Below are 22,948 nucleotides of genomic sequence, written 5' to 3'. Positions count from 1 at the left end.
CCTCGTGTTCTGGAATACGTGCGAGCTGGATTGTGACCACCACCACACATATCGGTAACGCTGAGTATCGATGCAGATCGAACAGCTCGCAATACCCAACAACGCATGTGGGATCTGCAAGAATGCACATGTGTCGCATGCTCACCCCGATCATGGTCGGCCACCCAGCGCCGACGACCTGCTGATCCTGTTGGCAGTGGGCAGAACCGGCCGGTACAACACCGCAGCGGACGACCTCGGGGTCAACCACACCACCATCTCCAGACGCATCGCCGCCCTCGAAGCAAGCCTCGGAGGCAGAGTCCTGGCCAGGTCCGGTAACGGTTGGGAACTCACCGCCCGAGGTAAGGACGCGCTCGCCGCTGCAGAGAACATCGAAGCGGCGGTCCGCTCGCTGATGGGACCCGACGACGACGCAGAAGGCGTGGTCAGAGTGTCCGCGACCGACGGCTTCAGCGCGTACGTCATCACTCCCGCCGTCGCCCGAGTCCGGCTTCGCCACCCTGGCATCGCCGTGGAGATCGTCGCGACGACGAGGCGCGCCTCGCAGCAACGCTCGGGAATGGACGTCGAGATAGTCGTCGGCGAACCTCAGGTGCACCGCGCGGAGGCGATGAAGCTCAGCGACTATCACCTGGGGCTGTATGCGTCGACGAGTTATCTCGAAGCCCACGGCAGACCGGCCACTGTCGACGATCTCGCCGCTCACCCGCTGGTCTATTTCATCGACTCGATGCTGCAGGTCGACGACCTGGACATCGCCCCCGGCTTCGCGCCGCTGATGCGGGAGTCGGTGACGTCGACCAACGTGTTCGTGCACGTCGAGGCCACCCGTGCGGCCGCAGGAATAGGACTGCTCCCCTGCTTCATGGCCGATCGACACGACGACCTCGTGCGGTTGTTGCCGCACGAGGTATCCGTTCGGTTGGACTACTGGTTGGTTTCCCGAGCCGAGACATTGCGACGCCCGGAGGTCGCCCGCGTCGTCGAGGCCATCAAAGCCTCCGTACTGGACCAGCGCGATGCTCTGCTGGGGCGTGCATAGCCCCACAAGCGCGCAAGTGTCACACCGCGCCCACGCTGTCCTAGCATCGAGCTATGTCTGCCGGCCGATTCGCTCCGAGTCCGTCCGGCGATCTGCATCTCGGCAACCTCCGCACCGCACTGCTCGCGTGGCTGTTCGCGCGATCGACAGGACGACAGTTCTTGATGCGAGTCGAGGATCTCGATCGTGTCCGTGCGGGCGCAGAGGCTCGTCAGCTCGCCGATCTCCACGCCATCGGCCTCGAGTGGGACGGCCCCGTCGTTCGGCAGTCCGAGCGCACCGCGCTGTACGACGACGCCATCGCCCACCTCACCGCAAGCGGAATGACCTACGAGTGCTTCTGCACGCGTCGGGAAATACAGGAAGCGGCGTCCGCACCCCACGCGCCCGACGGCGCCTATCCGGGAACCTGCCGGGATCTCACGGCCGCGGAACGGGCGTCGAAAACCAGGCCTCCCGCGGTGCGCCTGCGGGCCGACGTGACCGAGTTCTCCATTCACGACGACATACTCGGCGCGTTTCACGGACAGGTCGACGATCTCGTACTTCGCCGCGTCGACGGTGTTGCGGCCTACAACCTCGCGGTGGTGGTGGACGACGGTGAACAGGGCGTCGATCAGGTGGTCCGCGGGGACGATCTGTTGACGTCGTCACCACGTCAGGCGTACCTCGCGTCGCTGCTCGACATACCCGCGCCCACCTACGCCCACGTGCCGCTCGCCCTCAATGCGCAGGGGAAACGATTGGCGAAACGCGACGGCGCAGTGACGCTCGAGGACCAGGCAGCCCTGGGCCTCGGACCTCAGGACGTCCTGCACCTTCTGGCCCGTTCGCTCGAACTGGCAGAATCCGACGAACGAGTGTCCCCGGGCGACATTCTTCGGCGATTCGATTCACAGAAACTCCCGACGACCCCGTGGATTTTCGAGACATAACGGACTCGGCTGCTCGATTCGGCGCACTTCCGATTCGGACCTGGGGATTTCCCGTGTTTGGATGAGGCACGTGACAGCTCAGAAATCCGAAGACACGCCAGGCGCCGTTGCGCAGTTCGCGCACGTCAGCCGCGGCTACTACCCGACCATCGTGGCCTTGTTCGCCGCAACCCTGATCATCTCGAATGTGACGGCGAGCAAAGGCGTCGCGTTCTTCGGTGACAGCGAAGTATTCCTCGGCCCGTTCCAGGTGCTGCCGATCAACACCGACGGCGCATTCTTCCTCTTTCCGCTCGCGTACATCCTGGGCGACGTCCTCAGCGAGGTGTACGGCTTCAAAGCGACGCGTCGCGCGATCTACCTCGGCTTCGGGTCGATCATCCTCGCCGCCGTGTGCTTCTGGATCGCCATCGAGCTCCCCGCAGCCAGCTTCTACGAGAATCAGGAATCGCTGGAAACCGTCGTCGGCGTGGTACCGCGGCTGGTCGTTGCCGGTCTCGCGGGATACTTCGTCGGGCAGATGCTCAACGCCCTCGTCCTCGTCAAGATCAAACAGCGCACCAAGGAAAAGCACCTGTGGGCGCGACTGATCGGCTCGACAGTCGTCGGCGAATTCTTCGACACCCTGATCTTCTGCTCCATCGCCGCCGGCGTCATCGGCATCTCGACATGGGAAGACTTCGTCAACTACGTCATCGTCGGCTTCCTCTGGAAGACCCTCGTCGAGATTCTCGTACTTCCCATCACCTACCGCGTGATCGCTTACATCAAGAAGCGCGAACCGAGCTACCAGGACTCCGCCACGGCGTAGTTCCTGCTCTGGTACATCTCACCCCTCGGGCGTGACCGAACGACACATTCGGTCACGCCCGAACTCGTCCCGCGCACCTTCCCGCGAACGCGCAGGTTGACAACTACCGTGCAACGCGCGCAGTCGACAACAACCCGCGCGCCCAGCCCCGCCGGTGACCGAACGACACGTTCGCTCCCACAGGCCGCATCAATTGAGCCATTGACAAATGGCACAATCAGTATGAGTCTAAACGAATGAAACCGTCGTACAACGCTCGTGCCGTGGTGACCGGAGCGGGCAGCGGAATAGGCCGCGCGTTTGCGCTCGAGCTCGCGAAGCGCGGTGGCGAGGTGATCTGCGCCGACATTTCCCTACCGCGCGCCGAGGACACCGCTGCTCTCATCGGCGATACAGCACATGCGGTGAAGTGCGATGTCGCTCGGCGTGAACAGGTCGAGGACCTTGCGTTGTTCACCGAACTGACCTTCGGCCGTCCGCCGACCCTCGTGATCAACAATGCGGGTGTCGGAATCGGCGGCACACCCGTCGGCGATATCGGGTTCGAGGACTGGAACTGGGCGCTGGGGATCAATCTCTGGGGAGTGATCCACGGCTGCGAAATCTTCGCGCCTGCCATGAAGGCCGTCGGCGAGGGTGGCTTCATCAATGTCGCGTCCGCGGCAGGATTCGGGGCTGCGCCACTGATGGCGCCGTACAACGTAGGGAAAGCCGGCGTCATCTCGTTGTCGGAGACCATGGCCGCCGAAGGCGTGCGCGTCACCGTGCTGTGCCCGACGTTCGTGAAGACAAATGTCGCCAAGGACGGACGAATCACCGCTGCCGGCAACAAGATCGCCGAGACACTGATGCGCACGACGGGGTTCACGCCGGAGAAGGTCGCCGTCGACACCTTGAACAAGTACGACCGCGGCCGCCTCTACGTCGTGCCGCAGATCGACGCGAAAGTCATCTGGCGTCTCAAACGCATCGCCCCCGCGCTCTACACCCGAACGCTCGGGTTGCTCGCGCGTTTCGCACCACAGGAAACCACACAGGAAGCAGGAGTCTGACATGGCATTCGACTTCGACGAGATGCTCGTCAAGATCAAGGACAAGCAGTGGGCGTTGGCCGACATCGACTGGGACGCACCGGGAGCGGAGACCATCGGCCCTGAACTCTGGACGAAGCTGAAGCCGTTCATGTCGGACCTGATGTGGATCGAGAACGTCGGCGCCCGCGGCTTCGCGGCCATGGCCAAGAAAGCTCCGACGGACACATTGAAGGAGATCTACACCTACTTCCACGCAGAGGAACAGAAACACGCCAACGCCGAACTCGCACTGATGCGGCGGTGGGGCATGCTCGACGGCGACGAGATCCCTCAGCCCAATGTCAACGTCAAACTCGTCATCGACTGGCTGGACAAGTACTCGGATCAGACGTCGCTCGCCGTCCTCGGGACCGTCATCCCGATGCTCGAGGTCGCACTCGACGGCGCACTGGTCAAGTTCATAGTCGACGAGATCGACGACCCGGTCTGCCAGGAGGTCTTCAAGAAGATCAACTCCGACGAATCACGCCACCTTGCAGTCGATTTCCAGGTCATCGAACTCCTGGGGCACGCGACGATGCGCAAGATCTTGGTGGAGACCGTCGGAGCCTGGATGAATCCGTCGCTGATCGTCGGCACCCTTCGTTACATCCCACTGCTGAACAAGATGCGCGACAACATCGTGGCCATGGGTGTCGACGAGGAACGCCTGTACACCGCGATGCGCAGATTCAAGAAGGTCGGCGAGAGAAGCGAATTCCCGAAGCGTCTGCCCATGTACCGCTTCATCAGCTGGCACTCCGGCGTCGTCATCAACCGTGCGCACCCGTACCACAAGTTCGCCGACGCCCTGGTTCGAGCAACGGCCAAGTACCCGAAAAAGCTGCTGCGCCCACAGCCCACCTGGTCGAAGGAACTCACCTACGAGCCCGTCGCATGAGCAACACACAGCACTCGTTCCAGCAAGCTCCACTCCCGTCCCATGGATCATTCCAGCAGGCTCCACTCCCGTCCCATGGGTCATTCCAGCAGGCTCCACTCCCGCTCGATGTAGCCGTCATCGGCGGCGGATTCGCCGGGATCGGTACCGCAATTCGACTCAAGCAGAAACGAATCGAGAATCTTGCGATTTTCGAGCGTGGATCGGCACCGGGTGGAACATGGCGTGACAACACCTACCCTGGCGCGGCGTGTGACATCCCGTCGAGGCTGTACTCGTACAGTTTTGCCCCGAATCCGGATTGGTCGCACACGTATTCCGGTAGCGCCGAGATCCTGAAGTACATCGAGCGGATGGTCGACGATTTCGGTCTGCGTCCATTGCTGCGGTTCGGGCACAATGTCACCGGTGTCCACTGGGACGAGGCATCGTCACTGTGGGAGGTCACGTTCGACGATCACCCCTCGGTACGTGCACGGTCTGTCGTCATGGCGTCGGGCCCGTTGGCGAACGTCAGCTTCCCGGGCATCCGCGGCCTCGACACGTACGAGGGCCACAAGATCCACAGCGCCCGTTGGGATCACGAGTTCGACTTCACCGGCAAGAAGGTGGCCGTTATCGGGACCGGGGCGTCCGGTGTCCAGATCGTGCCAGAACTGGTCAAGGTGGCGCAGTCGGTCAAGGTCTTCCAGCGCACGCCGGGCTGGGCCCTCCCCCGCACCAATCTGACCACTCGTCAGACCACCAAGGATCTGTACCGAAAGTATCCGGCTGCGCAGTCGATCGCACGCAAGGCCTGGTTCTGGGGTCATGAGTCCGTCGCCCTCGGCGTCGTCTGGAATTCTCCGCTCACCCGCGTCGTCGAAGCCGTCGGCAAGCTGCATCTGCGGCGACAGGTTCGAGATCCCTGGCTTCGACGGCAGCTCACTCCCGATTTCCGGGCCGGATGCAAACGACTGCTCATGACGAGTGAGTTCTATCCGGCACTGCAGCGGGACAACTGCACCCTGGTGACCTGGCCGATCGCGCGTCTGGCACCCAGGGGAATTCGCACCGTCGAAGGTATCGAACATCAGGCGGACGTGATCGTCTTCGCCACCGGATTCGATGTGTCCAAGACGGGCACTCCGGTTCCCATCACCGGACGCGACGGCCGCGTGCTGGCCGACGAGTGGAGCTCGGGCGCGAAGGCCTACAAGTCCATCAGCGTCGCGGGCTACCCGAACATGTACTTCACGTTCGGCCCCAACTCGGGTCCGGGGCACAGTTCCGCGCTGGTCTACATGGAGGCTCAGATCGACTATCTCGTCGACGCCATCTCCCATGCGATCGCACGGAACTCGGTTCTCGAGGTCAGGGCGGACAGGCAACGCGAGTACAACACCGATCTGCAGCGTCGGCTGCAGCGGACGACGTGGAATTCCGGCTGCTCGAGCTGGTACCTCACCGAGGACGGTTTCAACGCGACGATGTTCCCCGGCTTCGCGAGCCAGTACGTCGGACAGCTGAAGTCGGTGAACTACGACGACTACGCCGTCACCGAGTACCGGGCGAGGGTGGCCGCCGCCCGGACGGCTACCGTGTAACCGACACAGGCAGGCTGTCGGGAGGATCACGGGTGGAATATCGGATCGACGATCTGGCCCATGCGGCCGGTACCACCACCCGGAACGTGCGCGCCTACCGTGAACGTGGCTTGTTGCCTCCTCCCGAGAAGCGTGGGCGCGTCGGAATCTACGACGACAAGCACCTGGCGCGTCTGAAGTTGATCGACATTCTGCTGCAGCGTGGTTTCACGACGTCGCACATCAGCGACTTCATCAGTGGGTGGGAGAACGGCAAGGATCTCGCGGAGGTCCTCGGGTTGCAGAATGCCGTCACCGAGCAGTGGTCCCGCCAGGACTCGGTGGAGATTCCACTGGCGCTGGTCGACGAATTCCTCGGTGAGGGCGACCAATTGGCGCGGCTCGAGGCGCTGGGCCTGGCTCGGGTCGAGGGTGAGTACTGCGTGTTCACCGACCCGGAATTGCTCGAGGGGTTCTCGTCGTTGTCGGGCCACGGCTTCACCGTCGGGCAGCTCATCGACGTCCACGAACGTATCCATGCAGCAGTCGACGGTGTCGCCAAGGACATGATCGCCACGGCGAAGCAGCACATCGTCGACCAGCACGGCGAAGGGTGGCTACCGGGCGAGACCGAGGTGGGCGCGACGGCGGACATGCTCACCCGGATGCGCGAGCTGGCCGTGTATTCGGTGAACTCGACGCTCGCCCGGGCTCTGGACGAGAACTTGCAGCGCGAGCTCGGTGATTACCTCACGGCCGCGATGCGTAGAAGCGACCGAGAAACTCGTCCTTGAATTCGTGGAATCTGTTCTGCTGGATGGATTCACGGATGTCGTCGACGAGTTTCACGGTGAATCGTTCGTTGTGGATGGTGCACAGCGTCGACGCCAGCATCTCCTTGGCCTTGAACAGGTGGTGGATGTAGGCCCGGGTGTAGTTGGCGCAGGTGTAGCAGTCGCAGTTCTCGTCGATCGGTGTGAAGTCGCGACGATGCTTGGCAGTGTTGATGTTGAATCGGCCGGTCGGTACGTAGATCGCCGCGTTGCGAGCCACACGTGAGGGGTTGACGCAGTCGAAGGTGTCCGCACCGTTCTCGATGGCGGTGAAGAAGTCGTCCGGTTCGCTGATGCCGAGCATGTGTCGCGGTTTGTGTTCGGGCAGTTCCTCGTTCACCCACCGGGTGATGGTGCCGAGGTTCTGCTTCTCGAGCGCGCCCCCGATGCCGTAGCCGTCGAACCCTCGGCCGGTCTCGCCGGTGATGGTCTCGAGGTCGTGCGCGGCCTTGCGGCGCAGATCCTCGTACTGCGCGCCCTGCACCACCCCGAACAGTGCCTGATACGGCTTCCCGACGCGCTCCGCCGTCAGCCGCTCGTGTTCGAGGACGCAGCGTCTCGCCCATGCCTGTGTGCGGTCTACCGACATCTCCTGGTAGCCGCGGGTGTTCATCAGGGTTGTCAACTCGTCGAATGCGAACATGATGTCCGCACCTAGTTGGTGTTGGATCTGCATCGACACCTCGGGAGTGAACCGGTGCCGCGATCCGTCGAGGTGCGATTTGAACGTGACTCCGTCGTCGTCGACGTGGGCGAGGCGTTCCTTTCCCTCGGCGATGACGTCGTCGGATTCGACGCGGCTCGCGTCCATCGAGATGACCTTCTTGAACCCGACACCGAGCGACATCACCTGGAAGCCGCCGCTGTCGGTGAACGTCGGACCGTCCCAGTTCATGAACTTGCCGAGGCCACCGGCTTCGTCGACGATGTCGGGCCCGGGCTGAAGGTAGAGGTGGTATGCGTTGGCGAGCACCGCCTGCGCACCGAGGTCCTTCATGGCCTCCGGCAGCACCGCTTTCACCGTTGCCTTCGTACCGACGGCGATGAAGGCGGGCGTCGCGATGTCGCCGTGGGGAGTGTGGATGGTCCCCGTACGTCCCAGGCGGTCCTCCAGCCGAGTGTCGATGCTGAAGAAGGGATCGTTCGGAGTGCTCACAGGCCCAACCCTAAACGTCCTTCCCCGGCTAGCTGAATTGAGAGGCGTACAACCGCCCGTATGCACCGCCCGCGCCGACGAGCGAGTCGTGGTCGCCCTGCTCGACGATTCGGCCGTCCTCCATCACGACGATGAGGTCCGCGTCGCGGATGGTCGAAAGCCTGTGGGCTATGACGAAGCTGGTCCTGTCGTTGCGCAGAGCGGCTGTTGCCTTCTGCACGAGCAGTTCGGTGCGAGTGTCGACAGAGCTGGTGGCCTCGTCGAGGATCAGGATCAGCGGTTTCGCCAGGAACGCGCGCGCGATGGTGATGAGCTGCTTCTCCCCGGCGCTGACGTTGTTGCCTTCCTCGTCGATGATCGTGTCGTAGCCGGCCGGCAGCGAATGCACGAACTTGTCGACGTAGCTGACGCGCGCAGCTTCGAGGATCTCCTCCTCGGTGGCGTCGGGATCTCCGTAGGCGATGTTGTCCCGGATTGTTCCACCGAACAGCCAGGTGTCCTGCAGCACCATTCCGGTGCGCTCGCGGAGTTCGTCTCGCGTCATGGAGCGGGTGTCGACGCCGTCGACGGTGATCCTGCCTGCGTCGATGTCGTAGAAGCGCATGATGAGATTCACGAGTGTGGTCTTGCCTGCGCCTGTCGGACCCACGATGGCGACGAGGTGTCCCGGCTCCGCGACGAGTGACAGATCCTCGATGAGCGGCTGATCCTCGCGGTAGCTGAAGGACACGTTCTCGAATTCGACGCGGCCGTGGTCGGTGGCCGGCAGGGCAGGGCGGGGAGGATCGGGGTCCTCGTCGTCGGCGTCGAGGAGATCGAAGATGCGTTCCGCGGACGCCACTCCCGACTGCACCAGGTTCACCATGGAACCGACCTGCGTCAGTGGCTGAGTGAACTGTCGCGAGTACTGGATGAAGGCCTGGACTTCACCGAGGCTCAGGGTGCCCGACGCCACGCGCAGTCCGCCGACAACGGCGATGATGACGTAGTTGACGTTCCCCAGGAACATGATGGCGGGCATGATCATGCCGGAGATGAACTGCGCCCGGAAGCTGGATTCGAAGAGCTTGTTGTTGCGTTCGCCGAACTCGCGCTCGACCTCGGCCTGACGCCCGAAGGCCTTCACCAGCTCGTGTCCGGTGTAGGTCTCCTCGATCTGTCCGTTCAGTTTGCCGGTGTATTTCCACTGGTTGACGAAGTGAGGTTGTGAGCGTTTGGCGATCACCGCGGTGACGAGGAACGACGCCGGAACCGTCAGCAGGGCAACGAGTGCCAGCAGCGGCGAGATCCAGATCATCATGCCGAGGATGCCGACAACCGTCAGGATGCCGGTGATCAGCTGGCTCAGGGTCTGCTGCAGGCTGGTCGAGACGTTGTCGACGTCGTTGGTGACTCGGCTGAGCAGTTCTCCTCGGGTGTGAGAGTCGAAGTACTTCAGTGGAAGCCGATGAATCTTCCTTTCGACGCTGCCGCGAAGGTTGCGGATGGTGCGCTGCAACGCGATGTTCAGGATGTAGCCCTGAGCCCACGCCAACAAGGCCGAGACCAGGTACAACGCAAGCACGAACAACAGGACGTTTCCGACGGCGGAGAAATCGATGCCGATGCCTGGGGTGACGTCCATTCCGTTCACCAGATCAGCGAACGTGTCCTGCCCTTGCGCGCGTAGGTCTTCCACCGCCTGCGCTTTGGATTGTCCGGGCTCGAGCTGACCACCGATCACACCGTTGAAGATCAGGTTGGTCGCGTGCCCGAGGATCGTCGGCGACGCCACCGACAGCACGACGCTGGAGGCCGCGAAGACGAGCATGATGGACAGCAGCATCTTCTCGGGAGCGAGCAGGCCGACCATGCGTTTGAGCGACGGCTTGAAGTTCTTCGCTCTCGTTCCCGGCACAACCGTTTTGCCCGGTTTCGCCGGCGCAACCGGTGCGTTCGGGGGTCCGGGTGCGGGCTGGCTCGTAGGAGGGACCGACCGCGTCATGACGCAGCCACCGCGTGCTGGGAGTCGACGATCTCCGCGTACGTCGGGCACGTGGCGATGAGCTCGTCGTGTGTTCCGAGTCCGACGGGTTGCCCGTCGTCGAGTACGAGGATCTGGTCGGCGTCGATGATGGTGGAGACTCGTTGGGCGACAACGATCATGCAGGCGTCCTTCATGACCGGCTTCAGCGCGGCTCGGAGTTTGGAGTCGGTGGTCAGGTCCAGCGCGGAGAACGAATCGTCGAACAGGTAGATGCTCGGCCTACGAACCAACGCTCGCGCGATTGCCAGGCGTTGACGTTGACCTCCGGAGACCGTGGTGCCGCCCTGAGATACCTCGGTTTCGAGGCCCTCCGGCATCTTGCGAACGAAGTCTGCTCCCTGCGCGATCTCCAGTGCTTCCCAGAGTTCGTCGTCGGTGGCGTCGGCTTTGCCGTAGCGGAGATTGGATCCGATGGTGCCGGAGAAGAGGAAGGGCTTCTGCGGGATCAGGCCGATTTCCTGCCGGAGAGCGTCGATGTCCAGGTCTCGGATATCGGTGCCGCCGACGAGAACCTGACCGGCGGTGACGTCGATGAGCCGTGGAACGAGGTTGATCAGAGTGGACTTGCCGGACCCGGTTCCGCCGATGATCGCGGTCACCTTGCCAGGTTCCGCCTTGAAGTTCACGCCGCACAGTACCGGGAACTCGGCTCCTGGATAGGCGAACTCGGCGTTCCGCATCTCGACGATTCCGGGTGCGGTCGCGAACGGTTTCGGCTGGGCGGGCAGGACGACGGAGGACTCGGTCGACAGGACTTGGCTGATGCGGTCGGCGCAGACCGAGGCGCGGGGCACCATCATGGCGATGAACGACGCCATCATGACCGACATCAGGATGAGCATGATGTAGCTGAGCAGCGCGGTCAGTGCGCCGATTTCCATGGTGCCGTTGTTGATCGCGTGCCCGCCGAACCAGATGACGGCGACGCTGGTGACGTTGGAGATCAGCATGACCGTCGGGAACATCAACGCCATCAGGCGGCCGACATGCAGTGCGGCGGCCGTCAGCGAATCGTTCGCGACGCCGAACCTGTCGATTTCCTTGCGCTCGCGGACGAAGGCTCGGACCACACGGATGCCGGTGATCTGCTCACGGAGTACACGATTGACCGCGTCGATCCGCACCTGCATGGCGCGGAAACCCGGAACCATTCTCGCGACGATCAAGCCCATGGCGATGGCGAGGCCAGGTACGGCGATGAGCAGAATCCAGGACAGGCCGATGTCTTCGCGCAACGCCATCACGACGCCGCCGATGCACATGATCGGCGCCATCACCACGATGGTGAAGCCCATGACGATCAGAAGCTGAATCTGTTGAACGTCGTTGGTGTTGCGAGTGATCAGCGAGGGTGCACCGAACTGACCGACCTCCCGGGCCGAGAACGTGCCGACGCGGTGCAGGATGGCGCCGCGCAGGTCTCGGCCTGCGCCCATCGCGGCCTTGGCCCCGATGAGCACCGCCGCGACCGAACACACGATCTGCACCAGCGACACGAGCAACATCCAGCCACCGGTGGAGAGGATGTAGCCCGTGTCGCCGCGCGTGACACCGTTGTCGATGATGTCGGCGTTGAGGCTGGGCAGGTACAGCGACGCGGCCGTGGCCACGAGCTGCAGGGTGACCAACCCCGCGATCGCCCCCTTGTAGGGGGCGAGAAACGTCTTCAGAAGCGGGATCAGCATGATGGCCGAAGATTACTCGTACACATGGGTAACAGTCTCCACATTTCTACCGGTGGACTTCAATCTTCGGCCATCTGGCCAGGTCAGGACTTCGGGGTCGCCTTCTGCAACTTGGCACCCTCGATGTCCACGTCGGGCAGGATCTTGTCCAGCCACTTCGGCAACCACCACGCCTTGTCGCCGAGCAGCGCCATCACCGACGGGATGATGACCATGCGGACGACGAACGCGTCGAAGAACACTGCAGCGGCCAGCGCGAACCCGATCGACTTGATGAACGAGTCGGGCTCGGCCATGAACGCAGCGAACACCGAGATCATGATGACCGCTGCCGACGTCACCACACGGGCTCCGTACTTGAACCCGTTGACGACGGCGTCCTTCGCCGGAGTGCCGTGGACGAACTCCTCGCGCATTCGCGACACCAGGAACACCTGATAATCCATCGCGAGTCCGAAGACGACGCCGATGAGGAAGATCGGCATGAAGCTGACGATCGGCTGCGGGTTGCTGATCAGCCCCAGCCCGCCTTCCTGGAAGATGAACACCGTCGCACCGAACGTCGCCAGGACGCTGAGCAAGAAACCGAGTGTCGCGGTCAGCGGCACCAGGATCGACCGGAACACCACCATCAGCAGTACGAACGCCAGGCCGACGACCACGGCGAGGTACGGCACGAGTGCATCCTGCAGACGCTCGGACACATCGAGCTCGAGCGCTGTCTGACCGGTCACGCCGTACGACACGCCGTCGGTCTCGGCGAAGCCCGGCTCTGCCGCGCGAAGGTTCGCAACGAGGTCCTTCGTCGCGTCACTGTTGGGCGAACTGTTCGGCGTGACGAGGATCTGTGCGGTGTCACCTGCCGGATTGACCGCTACGATCTGCGCGTTCACGACGTCGTCTTCTTCGTAGATCGACTCGATGACTTTGCCGAATCCAGCGGTGCGATCCGCTTCCGGCGCCGCGGAAGCGTCGGCGATGACGAGAAGCGGTCCGTTGCGGCCGGGTCCGAATCCCTCGTCGACCAGGTCGTACGCCTTGCGGACGGATGTCGACGGGTCCGAGGTGGCGATGCTGGGCAGCGCCAGCGACAGTCCGGTCGTCGGGCCTGCGATGACGGCGAGCAGTACGACGCCGCCGATCAGACCGATCGCGGGACGCTTGACCAGCGCACGTGCCCAGCGGAGACCGTTGGTGGGCGCTGCGTTCGGGTCCTCGGGATCGGTTGTGTTGACGAACTTGATCTTGCCGCCGAACGCCTTGCCCTTGAAGACACCCAGCAACGCGGGCAGGAACGTCAGCGCGATCAGGACTGCGACGAACACTGCGAAGCCGGCTGCGTAACCCATCTGCGACAGGAACGGGATACCGACGACACGCAGTGCGACCAGTGCGATGAGCACCGTAGCGCCGGCGAACACAACAGCGGATCCTGCGGTCCCCACCGACCGTCCGACGGCTTCCTCACGGTCGTCGGTGAGCGTGAGCTCGTGCCTGTACCTGGCGAGAATGAAGAGGGAGTAGTCGATCGCGACGGCCAAACCGATCATGATCGCGAGAATCGGCGTGAAGGTCGAGAGATCGGCGAAGCCCGACGCCGTGGTGATGGCGAGACTGCTGATACCGATGCCGACGATCGCGGTGATCAGCGGAAGGCTGGCTGCGGCTGCGGACCCGAACATGATGAGCAGTACGACGGCTGCGACAGCGAGACCCACGAGCTCGGACGTACCACCCGGTGGCGACGCATCCTGGGCGACGCTGCCGCCCAGCTCGACGGTCAATCCGGCGTCACGTGCAGGCTGAGCAGCCTCGTCGAGCGAGGTGCGCAGATCCTCCGTGACGTCGGCGAGCTCGACGGACAGCGGAACTTCGAGCGTGCCGATGTTGCCGTTCGGGCTCAGCGGCGACAGTGCAGCCGCGTTGGCTGCGGCGGTGTCGGCAGGGGTTCCGTCCTGCTCGGCCAGCGAACTGTACTGCTCGACGATGGCGGTGTTGCCCGCGACCGGGTTGGCGAGCGGTTGCGCCCCGCCGGGCTTGGCGGCGGCGTCGACGTCGGCGATCTGGTCGATGTCCGCGATGGTCGCGTCGATCGCGGCGGTGTATGCCGGAGTGTCGAGGGTTTCACCGTCCGGAGCTTTGAAGACGTACTGAGCCGATACTGCGGTCAGGGGATCTTCGGCGTTGCCGAACCGCTCGCTCTGCAGGTCGAGCGCCTCCTGCGCGGGCGTGCCGGGGATGTTGAACGAGTTGGCCGTCGGGCCGGACAGAGTGGCGGCGCCGACGCCTGCCAGTACGAGAATCGCCAGCCATAGGGCGAGGACAATGCCTTTTCGTCGGAAGGCGAACTTACCGACTCGATAGAGAAATGTTGCCACGGGTCAGCTCCTGAAGTCTGTGTTCGGTGCGCTGGTTTTCGTTTCGCGAGGGTCCGGAAGCCCGGCCTGCAGTTGGTCGAATGCGTCTTCGACGAGCTGTTTCGGCGAAAGGTCTCCTTCAGGGTCGGCGGTCCAAATCGTCAAGGCAGCTGTGACGGCATTGCCGACGGCAGCTTGGAGAAGGTTCGGGTACAGGTCGCGGTCGATGTCCGTACCGGTACGCGCGGCAATTGCTTCGCCGAGAACTCGAACCAGCGAGTGGTGAACTTCGAGCTTCCGCGCCATGACGCTCGGCGTCGCCTCGATGAGTTGTGCGACGGCGAAGGTCTCCGCAAGGTCTTTTTCAGGATCGGAGACCACCGACACTGCGACGTGCCTCATCGCGTCCCAGATGGGCTCGTCGGCAGGTCGGTCCCGAAGCATCTCGAACCATTCGAGCGCCGAAGCCTCGATGTGATGCAGAACAGCTTCTTCTTTGTTGGCGAAGTAATTGTGGAAGGTCCGCGTCGACACACCCGCCTCGGCGGCGATGGCGTCGGCCGTGACAGCGTCGAGTCCGCGAGCTTTGGCGAGTTGGACTGCTGCGAGGCCAAGGGCGTCGCGCGTGGCAGCCTTCTTCAGATCACGAAGGCCAGTGGGGGGAACAGTCACGAACTCCAAGATACGGAAGTTGCAGAGTTCTGCACTATTGCAGAGAGCTGCAAGTTTGACGATTGAGTCACACCCCAGACTTCCAGGTGCGCCAGATCACACCCTTACGTCAGTGGAAATGTAGGCCCTGGGCCAGGAGCGGAGCCTGCGGAGCGACCAGAAGACGCGACATTTCCACTCGCAGCGAATCAGCGCCGCGCCCAGGCCGCCGGGTCGGCAGTCAGCTCGAACACGAACGCTGGAACATCGTCGGCAACGATCTCCGCCAGCGACACTTCCTCCAACACCGCGCGCATGTTCGCCCGCACCGCCAGCCACACCAGCTGCAACGGCTTCGCGGGGCCCGGGTAGTCGACATCCTCCGGACGCTGCCCGCGCACCGACGCCAACGGCCCCTCCACCGCCCTGATCACATCCGCAACCGAAATCTCCGACGCCGGCCGAGCAAGCCAGTACCCTCCGTCGGGCCCTCTCCGGCTGCGCACCAGATCAGCCCGCCGAAGATCCGACAACACGGACTCCAGAAACTTGTGCGGAATCTTCTGCGCACCCGCCAGCGCCTCAGCCTTCCCCGGAACCCCATCCGCGGCCGCCAGCTCCAGCAAAGTCCGCACGGCATAGTCCGCCTTGGCGGTAATGTGCACAGCAATCTCCTCGGCCGACGAATGGTCCCTAATTCCTACCATTCGAATAGGAAATAGGCGAATCCCGGTCCACCCCGGACCGAACGTCCCGTTCGGCTACGACGGTTGCGCAGCCTGCAACCGATGGGGCGGCAGTGAGCGCCTTCACTCCGATCCGGCTTCCCCACACCACCGTTCTGCCGTCGGACCATCTTGTTAATCGAAATGCAATCAAAGATATTTCGGCGTAACATCACGGAAATGAATTGCAGGATCTTCCGCAATTCTTGTACCTGATTCTAGGTACGACGACAATTACCCATTAGCGGGAATAGCCGATATTCGGTAGTCGAGTGTTGACTCTCATTCATGAATTTGAGCGTCACCTGCAGCCCTCGCGAACCGGAACTTCGGCTGACCTCGATAGCGAAAAGCTTCGGCGCTACAGTCGCTTTGGAGGAAGTTGACGTCCATTTCGAGGCAGGGACTGTCACCGCACTGACAGGCGAGAACGGTTCTGGCAAATCCACGATTGCAAAGATCCTCGGCGGCATGACGTCGCCGGATTCCGGCGAGATCACGATTCGCGGCAAGGTCGAACGCATTCCGAATGCGAAGGTTGCGCGCATGCACGGGGTTGCGCTGATCAGTCAGGAATTGACTCTCGCCGACGAGCTGACCGTGGCCGAGAACATGTTCATGGGACGCCTTCCTCGTGGTCGGTGGGGTGCATTGTCGTGGAAGTCCATGAACACGGATGCGGCGCGGGTCCTCGATTCCTACGGCATGGAGATCGACCCCAGGACAAGGGTGGGTTCGCTTCCGTTGGAGACCCGGCAGGAGGTCGAGATCGCACGTGCTCTGGCCACCGACCCCCGCGTCCTGATCCTCGACGAGGCCACTAGTTCCCTGTCCGAGGCGGCTGCAGATCGTCTGTTGCGATTGGTGGAGCTGCGACGCGAGATGGGGACCGCCGTCGTCATGATCACTCATCGGATGAAAGAGATCTATCGTGTGGCCGACCGCGCTGCTGTACTCCGCGACGGACACATAGTCGCCACCGTTCCGATTCCGTCGACAGGCGAGGACGAGCTCGTGCGCCTGATGGTGGGTAGGGAACTGGGTGATTACTACGATTTGCGTACTCACGCTATCGGCGAGTCCCCCGTTCTCGGCGTAGCCGGCCTGTCTGTTTCCTCGACGGGCCTGGGCCCCGTCGATCTCACCGTGCATCGCGGTGAAATTGTCGGCGTCGCAGGACTTTCTGGATCCGGCAAGGAGTCCCTCGGTCATGCTCTAGGTGGTGCAGTGCCTGCCGAAGGGTCGGTAAAGGTCGCGGGCGAAACAGTCGAACTCGGCCGACCGGATCGCATACTTCGCGGTGGACTCGGTTTCGTTCCCGAGGACCGTAAGGCGATGGCTTTGTTACTCGGCCGCTCGGTATCGGACAATCTCGCCCTCGCGTGGTCGAGCACGATCTTCACTCGCGGACTGCGCCGGCGAGGACGCGAAAAGCATCTCGTCGACGATGCCATGTCCCGGTACGACATCCGCGCCGAATCGGCACAACTCGCGGTCGGATCATTGTCTGGCGGCAACCAGCAGAAGATCACAATCGGCCGACTGTTCGAATTGGATCTACCCGTCTACGTGATGAGTGAGCCGACACGCGGTATCGACGTCGGCGCAAAGAGCGCGATTTACTCATTGCTTCGACAGCAGACCGCCAAAGGTGCAGGTGTGCTGTTCATTTCGTCCGAGCTGAACGAGCTGTGCGGCGTCTGCGACCGCGTACTCGTGATGTACCAGGGCCGAATGGTCGCCGAGTTGACAGGCGACGACATCAACGAACATTCGATCAACCAGGCGGCTGTCACCGGCCGGACCGTTCATACGGCTGCCTGACAGTCCACACACCTCGACACAGGGACATCCCATGACACTTCTCGAACGAGAATCCGCGGATCCGACCGTGGACACCACTGCGCGTCGTTCCCCCCGCCTCAGGTTCGGAGACACCGGCGGAGTCGTCGTCGCGCTCGTCGCACTGATCGTCGTCGCGTCGATAACACAACCCAGCTTTCTGACGTGGTCCAACCTGATGAACATCGTGGGAGCCAACAGCGTCGCGTTGATGCTGGCCATGGGAGCAACATTCGTCATCATCGCCGGCGGAATCGATCTGTCGATCGTGTCGATGACCGCGGCCTCAGGCGTCGTGTTCGGCCTCCTACTGCAGTCCGGAGCACCCGCACTCGTCGCGGTTGTCGGCGCCCTCGCCATCGGGTCGGCGCTGGGAATTCTCAATGGCCTGCTCATCTCACGAGCAGGGATTTCCTTCCTGGTAGTCACACTCGGTATGGCATCGATCGCGGCAAGCCTGGCGCTGCTCGCCAACGGCGGGTCCACCGTCAACGTCTTCGACATTCCCGCGTTCGCTGCAGTGAACACCTTCGCGACCGGCAAGATCGGTGCGATCCCGATCATTGCCTTGTTCGACCTCGCGATGATCCTGGCGGCCGCGGGCGTCCTGACCTACACGCGATTCGGTCGGTCGGTCTTCGCGGTCGGATCCAACCGGGAGGCAGCTCGGCTCAACGGAATCAACGTCAAGAACGTCACCGCCGCCGTATATGCGATCGCCGGACTGTCGGCCGGAATTGCCTGCCTGATCTCCGTCGGCCGACTTACCGGTGCGTCGCCGCAGATCGATCCAGCGCTGCTCAACGGTGTACTCGCCGCTGTCCTCATCGGTGGTACTTCCTTCAGCGGAGGCAAGGGAGGGATCTGGGGAACCGTCCTCGGTGTGGTGTTCCTCGGGGTCGTACAGAACGCGATGACGGTAGCCGACATCTCCAGTTTCTGGCGCCAAGCCGTCAATGGAGCTCTTCTGATCCTGGCCGTTGGTCTCGGCGTCCTCCGAACGAAAGCTGTCCAGAACCGACTTGCCGCAAGGCGATCGCGCGGGGTGAAGAGCAATGTCTGACAACTCGGCACAGGACTGGACCGCAGTATGTACCACGCGCGATCTCGCACCAGGTGCCGCCGTCACCGTTCCGGATGCGTGCCCACCGATAGCAGTCTTCAACGTCGACGGTGATATCTGCGCCGTGGACGACACCTGTACCCATTCCGAATACTCGCTGTCCGAGGGGTATCTCGAAGGCGACGAGATCGAGTGCGAACTTCACTTTGCCAAGTTCTCGGTACGAACCGGCGAAGCATTGACCGCGCCGGCCGTCGATCCCCTCGGGACCTACCCGGTCAAAGTCGAGAACGACACGATCTACGTAGCCATCGGGGCCCGCTGCGTACTTCAGCAATTCCGCGCCTGAACCCAATTCTGCTCCAGCCCAACGAGACAGGACCATCGATGAACAAGCACACACACCGCGTCGTCACTGCGGCGCTCGCAGTGGGCAGCCTCGCGGCACTCACGGCATGCAGCGGCGCAGGAGCATCCAGTTCCGACACTTTCGTAGGAATGTCGTCGCCCGTTCTCGCCCAAGAGGGCCAGAAATACATGTCCGACGGCTTCGCCGCCGCGACCCAGGAACTCGGGTGGGACTCCCAGGTCTACGACGCCAACCTCTCGGCTGACACCCAATTCTCCAACATTCAGACGATGGTCGATCGTCAGGCGTCCGCGGTCGCCGCTTGGGCGCTCGACGACGGCGCCATCGCAGGTGCGTATGCCAACGCCTCGGCATCGGATATCCCGGTGATCGGCATCAACTCCGCAGGCAGCAACGTCACCACGTCCGTCTGGTGGGAGGTCAACACCTGCAACAGCGGTGGCGTCGTCGAGCAGCTCGCGGACACGTTCGCCGAGGCAAAGCCCGGTGGCAAGATCGCCGTCGTGGGCGGGCCACCGGTACCGTCCATCGTCGCACTGACCCAGTGCTTCGTCGACGCAGCAACCGCAGCCGGGCTCACCATCGTCAGCCAGCAGGACAACACGCAGGACACGAGTGCGGGCGCGTCGGCACTCGCTCAGGACATGCTGTCCGCGAACCCGGAGATCGAAGGTTTCTGGACGTACAACGACGCCTCGGCATTGGGTGTTTCGTCGGTTCTCACCGGTTCCGGACGCAGCATCTACTCTCCGTCGAATCGAGACGGCCTCGTCGTGACCGGTGTCAACGGCGACGCATCCGCCATCAGTGCGGTTCGGAGCGGAACCCTGAGCGCGACGGTCGATACCGATCCGGTGTGTTCGGGATGGGCTGTCGCAGGGGCCATGCGCGACGCGCAGGACGGCACACCACCCGAGGAATACGTCGTCGCCAGTTCCATCGTGGACGGCGCCACCATCGCGGACTACGTCGAACCGGCAGAACGTACGTGCTCACTCGACGACCTTCCACTCGTCGGCTGAACCGATAGATCAAGGAGCACAGACAAGACATGATCGAACTCGAACTTCCCGAGCCCGACGGCAAGAGTGTCACGGTCGGGCCCCACTCCATCCACTACATCGACATGGGCAGCGGACGCCCGACGGTCTTCCTCCACGGCGGTGGGCCCGGCTGCAACGGTTGGACCGATTTCGGCACTGTGGCAGAGACTTTCGCTCAGAATCGTCGAGTCATTCTGATGGACATGCTCCAGTACGGGCATTCGAGCAAGGAACCGTTCGTCGCGCCGAGGTGGAGCTACCATGCCAAGATCATTGCCCAGGCGCTCGACGCCATCGGAATCGAGAACGCCGATTTCGTATGCAACTCGATCGGCGGTTCGGCGGCTCTCGCCTTGGCCGCAGAACGGCCGGACCTCGTCGGCACACTCGTCCTCACCGGCAGTGAACCGGTGGCCGAGGGTGCTGTACCGCTGACGCCCGAACTAGGCCACGCAGGCATCACCGCATGGCCGAACTACTACGCCGACGAGGGCCCCACCAAAGCGAAACTGCTCGACATCATGGCGCAACTGGAATGGACCGGCGCGGAGAACATTCCGAGCTGGACCTTCGATCTCCGATGGGAGCTTTCCTGCCAGGCGGACTTGATTGCTCTCGGTGCCGACTGGTCGGCGGGCGGCGGACGCGGAATCCCGCAGGATCTCAGCCACCATCTCCCTCTCGTCACCGCGCGAACGCTGTTCCTGTGGGGCGACCGCGACGCATTCCTGACCGCGGACTACGCCCTGTCACTCACGCGCAAGGTCGAGGGTTCTTCGCTGTACGTCATGGCGAACGGACCACACCACATGGAAGAGGAGCGACCTGCCGAGTACGCCGCAGTCGTGTCCGCCTTCCTCGACAACTGACAACACCGAACGGAACGGAGACCGACGTGACCGAAGTAACCGATTCAGCATCGTCACTGGACCGAAAGCTGACCGAACTGGTCGATTGGGAGAACGGGCTGATCGGCCCGGAGATTTTCATCGACGACGAGATCTACCGCAAGGAACTGGAGCAGGTCTTCGGACGTGCGTGGTTGTTCATTGCGCACGACTCGATGTTGCCGAACGCCGGTGACTTCTTCAACACCTACATGGGTGGTGACCCCGTCATCGCGATCCGGCAGAAGGATGGTTCGGTCAAAGCGTTCCTCAACGCGTGTCGTCACCGCGGAATGAAGATCTGCCGCGCCGAGGACGGTAACGCCAAGAACTTCATGTGCACCTATCACGGGTGGACCTACAACACCGCGGGTGAACTGATCAACGTCCCGAACCTCGACACCGCGTACTTCAACGAACTCGATCAGAAGCGTTGGGGTCTGGTGGAAGTCGCACAGATCGATCAGTACAAGGGTCTGTGGTTCGCGACGTTCGACGAGACCGCTCCCCCACTCCAGGACTTCCTGGCCGACATGACGTACTACATCGACGCGTGGGTCGATCGCACCCCCGGCGGCATCGAAGTTCTCCCTGGTGCCATCAAGTGGACGATCCACGGAAACTGGAAGATGGGCGCCGAGCAGTTCGGCGGTGACGGATACCACGCGATCATCACGCACGCATCGTCGCTCGGCACGTTCGATCCCTCGTTCCTGCGTGACATCAAGGGAATCGAGTTCACATCGCGTCAGGGCCACGGATATTCGATGGTGTTCGACCGGATGACTCGGTTCGGCGACGATCCGCTGGGACGCTACAACGAAGTTCAGGTACCCGAGCGGCTCGAACGCCTCGGTGACGCGCGAGCGAACACCGTCGGCAACTTCACCGTCTTCCCCAACCTGTCCGGACTTCCCGGATCAGCCAACCTGCGTATGTGGCATCCCAAGGGACCCAACGAATTCGAGATCTGGTCGTGGACCATCGTCGACAAGGACGCGCCGGACGAGGTCAAGCGTGCGCAGCGCACCTCAGCGGCCTTCACCGAGGGAGCCGCAGGTGTGGTGGAGACCGACGACGGCGAGAACTGGGACCTCATCGGCCAGATGCTCGAACGCGGCGTGCAGACGCGAAAGATGGCGTGGAACTATCAGATGGGTCACGGCCACGAGGTCGACAACGACCCCGTCTACCCCGGACGTGTGCTGCGCAACTACTTCGGTGAAGGCCCGCAGCGTGGATTCTACCGACGGTGGCTCGAATTCATGACGAGCACGGAGTGGCCACTCGCCGCTGCGGCCGAACCCGAACGGGCGGAGTACGAGGCCACCGAGATGAAGGCGTTGGCTGGCAGCCGCGCGGCACGCTTGGGGGTGACCGATGCTGACCACCGGTGAGCAGTCCAGGAAGTCGATCTCGGCTCCTCAGTTCCGTTCGATGGGCATGGAGCGGACTCCGCTCGAGCTGCAACACGCCGTCGAACAGTTCCTGTACGCGGAATCTGAGCTGCTCGACGACTGGCAGTGGCGCGCCTGGGTGGATCTGTTCACCGAGGATTCACACTACCGAATGCCGATCCGCCGCAACCAGCTTCGACGTCAGCGCAAGAGGGACGAGGCCGACGACATGGGCGGACTCGAAGTCGCGCACTTCGACGACGACCGCAAGTCGCTCGACATGCGCGTGCAACAGCTCGAAACCGGGATGCACTGGGCCGAGGATCCACCGTCGCGGTCGCGTCACCTCGTGACGAACGTGCGGCTACGTCCGGGTACCACCGAAGGCGAGTACTTCGTCCGATCCAACTTCTTCGTCTATCGGAACAGGTTGGAAGCGGAGGTCGATCTCTGGGCGGGCGAGCGTCGGGATGTCCTGCGTGCGGAGGGCGACAGTTTCCGCATCGCCGATCGCATCATCCTGCTCGACCAGAACCTGATCCTGTCCAAGAACCTCAGCGTGTTCTTCTGATTCCAGGAAATG

20 protein-coding genes are annotated in these 22,948 nt (G+C 62.8%); 14 read left to right on the top strand and 6 right to left on the bottom strand.

Annotation, left to right across the window (positions count from 1 at the left end; genetic code table 11):
- The first annotated feature begins 70 nt into the window (after nucleotides 1–70).
- The 7 genes from ACFULT_RS10655 to ACFULT_RS10625 all read left to right on the top strand — a co-directional run bounded on the left by ACFULT_RS10655 (nucleotide 71) and on the right by ACFULT_RS10625 (nucleotide 7,124).
- Nucleotides 71–1,045: a LysR family transcriptional regulator gene (locus ACFULT_RS10655; RefSeq protein ID WP_094720449.1), complete on the top strand. Its 975-nt coding sequence runs from the start codon at nucleotides 71–73 to the stop codon at nucleotides 1,043–1,045.
- Between the two features lie 53 nt (nucleotides 1,046–1,098).
- Nucleotides 1,099–1,980, top strand: coding sequence for a tRNA glutamyl-Q(34) synthetase GluQRS (gluQRS, locus tag ACFULT_RS10650; RefSeq protein WP_378481433.1), 882 nt, complete (start codon nucleotides 1,099–1,101; stop codon nucleotides 1,978–1,980).
- A 61-nt stretch (nucleotides 1,981–2,041) separates the two neighbouring features.
- Nucleotides 2,042–2,791, top strand: a complete 750-nt coding sequence (locus ACFULT_RS10645; protein ID WP_378481432.1) for a queuosine precursor transporter — start codon at nucleotides 2,042–2,044, stop codon at nucleotides 2,789–2,791.
- Nucleotides 2,792–3,027: 236 nt separating this feature from the next.
- A complete protein-coding gene (locus ACFULT_RS10640) occupies nucleotides 3,028–3,843 on the top strand; it encodes an SDR family oxidoreductase (protein WP_037108183.1) in 816 nt (271 codons plus the stop codon).
- A gap of 1 nt (nucleotide 3,844) precedes the next feature.
- On the top strand, nucleotides 3,845–4,765 hold the full coding sequence (locus ACFULT_RS10635; protein WP_094720447.1) for a reductase: 921 nt from the start codon (nucleotides 3,845–3,847) through the stop codon (nucleotides 4,763–4,765).
- Nucleotides 4,762–6,351 carry a flavin-containing monooxygenase gene (locus ACFULT_RS10630; RefSeq protein ID WP_378481431.1) on the top strand — a complete coding sequence of 530 codons (1,590 nt, stop codon included), beginning with the start codon at nucleotides 4,762–4,764 and terminating at the stop codon, nucleotides 6,349–6,351. The genes ACFULT_RS10635 and ACFULT_RS10630 overlap by 4 nt, the downstream gene beginning before the upstream one ends.
- 32 nt (nucleotides 6,352–6,383) lie before the next feature.
- Nucleotides 6,384–7,124 (top strand): MerR family transcriptional regulator, encoded by a 741-nt coding sequence (locus ACFULT_RS10625; RefSeq protein ID WP_037108175.1) that lies wholly within the window; start codon nucleotides 6,384–6,386, stop codon nucleotides 7,122–7,124.
- On the opposite strand, the gene tgt is transcribed toward ACFULT_RS10625, so the two are convergent.
- The 6 genes from tgt to ACFULT_RS10595 form a co-directional block, all read right to left on the bottom strand.
- Nucleotides 7,081–8,319 carry a tRNA guanosine(34) transglycosylase Tgt gene (gene tgt / locus ACFULT_RS10620; protein WP_037108173.1) on the bottom strand — a complete coding sequence of 413 codons (1,239 nt, stop codon included), beginning with the start codon at nucleotides 8,317–8,319 and terminating at the stop codon, nucleotides 7,081–7,083. The genes ACFULT_RS10625 and tgt overlap by 44 nt on opposite strands.
- Before the next feature lie 28 nt (nucleotides 8,320–8,347).
- Complete coding sequence (locus tag ACFULT_RS10615) at nucleotides 8,348–10,303, bottom strand: ABC transporter ATP-binding protein (protein ID WP_094720444.1); 1,956 nt, start codon at nucleotides 10,301–10,303, stop codon at nucleotides 8,348–8,350.
- A complete protein-coding gene (locus tag ACFULT_RS10610) occupies nucleotides 10,300–12,030 on the bottom strand; it encodes an ABC transporter ATP-binding protein (RefSeq protein WP_037108167.1) in 1,731 nt (576 codons plus the stop codon). Before ACFULT_RS10610 ends, ACFULT_RS10615 begins: the two co-directional genes overlap by 4 nt.
- An 83-nt stretch (nucleotides 12,031–12,113) precedes the next feature.
- Entirely contained in the window at nucleotides 12,114–14,408 is a 2,295-nt protein-coding gene (locus tag ACFULT_RS10605) for an MMPL family transporter (protein ID WP_094720443.1), read from the bottom strand.
- Between the two features lie 3 nt (nucleotides 14,409–14,411).
- Entirely contained in the window at nucleotides 14,412–15,068 is a 657-nt protein-coding gene (locus ACFULT_RS10600; protein WP_037108162.1) for a TetR/AcrR family transcriptional regulator, read from the bottom strand.
- Between the two features lie 179 nt (nucleotides 15,069–15,247).
- The gene (locus ACFULT_RS10595) at nucleotides 15,248–15,703 is read right to left on the bottom strand and encodes an Rrf2 family transcriptional regulator (protein ID WP_026347383.1); all 456 of its coding nucleotides are present in this window, start codon (nucleotides 15,701–15,703) and stop codon (nucleotides 15,248–15,250) included.
- Between the two features lie 348 nt (nucleotides 15,704–16,051).
- Between ACFULT_RS10595 and ACFULT_RS10590 the strand changes: the two genes are divergently transcribed.
- Genes ACFULT_RS10590 through ACFULT_RS10560 form a run of 7 tightly spaced genes read left to right on the top strand, consistent with a single transcriptional unit; the run spans nucleotide 16,052 to nucleotide 22,936 of the window.
- Entirely contained in the window at nucleotides 16,052–17,587 is a 1,536-nt protein-coding gene (locus ACFULT_RS10590; RefSeq protein WP_378481430.1) for a sugar ABC transporter ATP-binding protein, read from the top strand.
- Between the two features lie 31 nt (nucleotides 17,588–17,618).
- Nucleotides 17,619–18,668 carry an ABC transporter permease gene (locus tag ACFULT_RS10585; protein ID WP_378481429.1) on the top strand — a complete coding sequence of 350 codons (1,050 nt, stop codon included), beginning with the start codon at nucleotides 17,619–17,621 and terminating at the stop codon, nucleotides 18,666–18,668.
- Nucleotides 18,661–19,017 carry a bifunctional 3-phenylpropionate/cinnamic acid dioxygenase ferredoxin subunit gene (locus ACFULT_RS10580; RefSeq protein ID WP_094720440.1) on the top strand — a complete coding sequence of 119 codons (357 nt, stop codon included), beginning with the start codon at nucleotides 18,661–18,663 and terminating at the stop codon, nucleotides 19,015–19,017. The genes ACFULT_RS10585 and ACFULT_RS10580 overlap by 8 nt, the downstream gene beginning before the upstream one ends.
- 38 nt (nucleotides 19,018–19,055) lie before the next feature.
- Nucleotides 19,056–20,060, top strand: a complete 1,005-nt coding sequence (locus ACFULT_RS10575) for a sugar ABC transporter substrate-binding protein (RefSeq protein WP_378481428.1) — start codon at nucleotides 19,056–19,058, stop codon at nucleotides 20,058–20,060.
- 29 nt (nucleotides 20,061–20,089) lie between these two features.
- Nucleotides 20,090–20,950 (top strand): alpha/beta fold hydrolase, encoded by an 861-nt coding sequence (locus ACFULT_RS10570; RefSeq protein WP_378481427.1) that lies wholly within the window; start codon nucleotides 20,090–20,092, stop codon nucleotides 20,948–20,950.
- 26 nt (nucleotides 20,951–20,976) lie between these two features.
- Nucleotides 20,977–22,365 carry an aromatic ring-hydroxylating dioxygenase subunit alpha gene (locus ACFULT_RS10565; RefSeq protein WP_255122838.1) on the top strand — a complete coding sequence of 463 codons (1,389 nt, stop codon included), beginning with the start codon at nucleotides 20,977–20,979 and terminating at the stop codon, nucleotides 22,363–22,365.
- Nucleotides 22,349–22,936, top strand: coding sequence for an aromatic-ring-hydroxylating dioxygenase subunit beta (locus ACFULT_RS10560; RefSeq protein WP_378481426.1), 588 nt, complete (start codon nucleotides 22,349–22,351; stop codon nucleotides 22,934–22,936). The genes ACFULT_RS10565 and ACFULT_RS10560 overlap by 17 nt, the downstream gene beginning before the upstream one ends.
- The last annotated feature ends 12 nt before the right edge of the window (nucleotides 22,937–22,948 follow it).

The sequence above is a fragment of the Rhodococcus sp. NPDC057297 genome, from assembly GCF_042667435.1.
Classification (GTDB): domain Bacteria; phylum Actinomycetota; class Actinomycetes; order Mycobacteriales; family Mycobacteriaceae; genus Rhodococcoides.
Note: the sequence above shows the minus strand (reverse complement) of the source record. Positions and strands in the feature narration are given on the sequence as shown.

Bases quoted from the DNA above. Each gene is read 5' to 3' on its own strand.
- ACFULT_RS10560 (WP_378481426.1), top strand. From the start codon at position 22,349: ATGCTGACCACCGGTGAGCAGTCCAGGAAGTCGATCTCGGCTCCTCAG.
- gluQRS (WP_378481433.1), top strand. From the start codon at position 1,099: ATGTCTGCCGGCCGATTCGCTCCGAGTCCGTCCGGCGATCTGCATCTC.
- ACFULT_RS10585 (WP_378481429.1), top strand. From the start codon at position 17,619: ATGACACTTCTCGAACGAGAATCCGCGGATCCGACCGTGGACACCACT.
- ACFULT_RS10580 (WP_094720440.1), top strand. From the start codon at position 18,661: ATGTCTGACAACTCGGCACAGGACTGGACCGCAGTATGTACCACGCGC.
- ACFULT_RS10655 (WP_094720449.1), top strand. From the start codon at position 71: ATGCAGATCGAACAGCTCGCAATACCCAACAACGCATGTGGGATCTGC.
- ACFULT_RS10590 (WP_378481430.1), top strand. From the start codon at position 16,052: ATGAATTTGAGCGTCACCTGCAGCCCTCGCGAACCGGAACTTCGGCTG.
- ACFULT_RS10640 (WP_037108183.1), top strand. From the start codon at position 3,028: ATGAAACCGTCGTACAACGCTCGTGCCGTGGTGACCGGAGCGGGCAGC.
- ACFULT_RS10645 (WP_378481432.1), top strand. From the start codon at position 2,042: ATGAGGCACGTGACAGCTCAGAAATCCGAAGACACGCCAGGCGCCGTT.
- ACFULT_RS10635 (WP_094720447.1), top strand. From the start codon at position 3,845: ATGGCATTCGACTTCGACGAGATGCTCGTCAAGATCAAGGACAAGCAG.
- ACFULT_RS10570 (WP_378481427.1), top strand. From the start codon at position 20,090: ATGATCGAACTCGAACTTCCCGAGCCCGACGGCAAGAGTGTCACGGTC.
- ACFULT_RS10630 (WP_378481431.1), top strand. From the start codon at position 4,762: ATGAGCAACACACAGCACTCGTTCCAGCAAGCTCCACTCCCGTCCCAT.
- ACFULT_RS10610 (WP_037108167.1), bottom strand. From the start codon at position 12,030: ATGCTGATCCCGCTTCTGAAGACGTTTCTCGCCCCCTACAAGGGGGCG.
- ACFULT_RS10575 (WP_378481428.1), top strand. From the start codon at position 19,056: ATGAACAAGCACACACACCGCGTCGTCACTGCGGCGCTCGCAGTGGGC.
- ACFULT_RS10615 (WP_094720444.1), bottom strand. From the start codon at position 10,303: ATGACGCGGTCGGTCCCTCCTACGAGCCAGCCCGCACCCGGACCCCCG.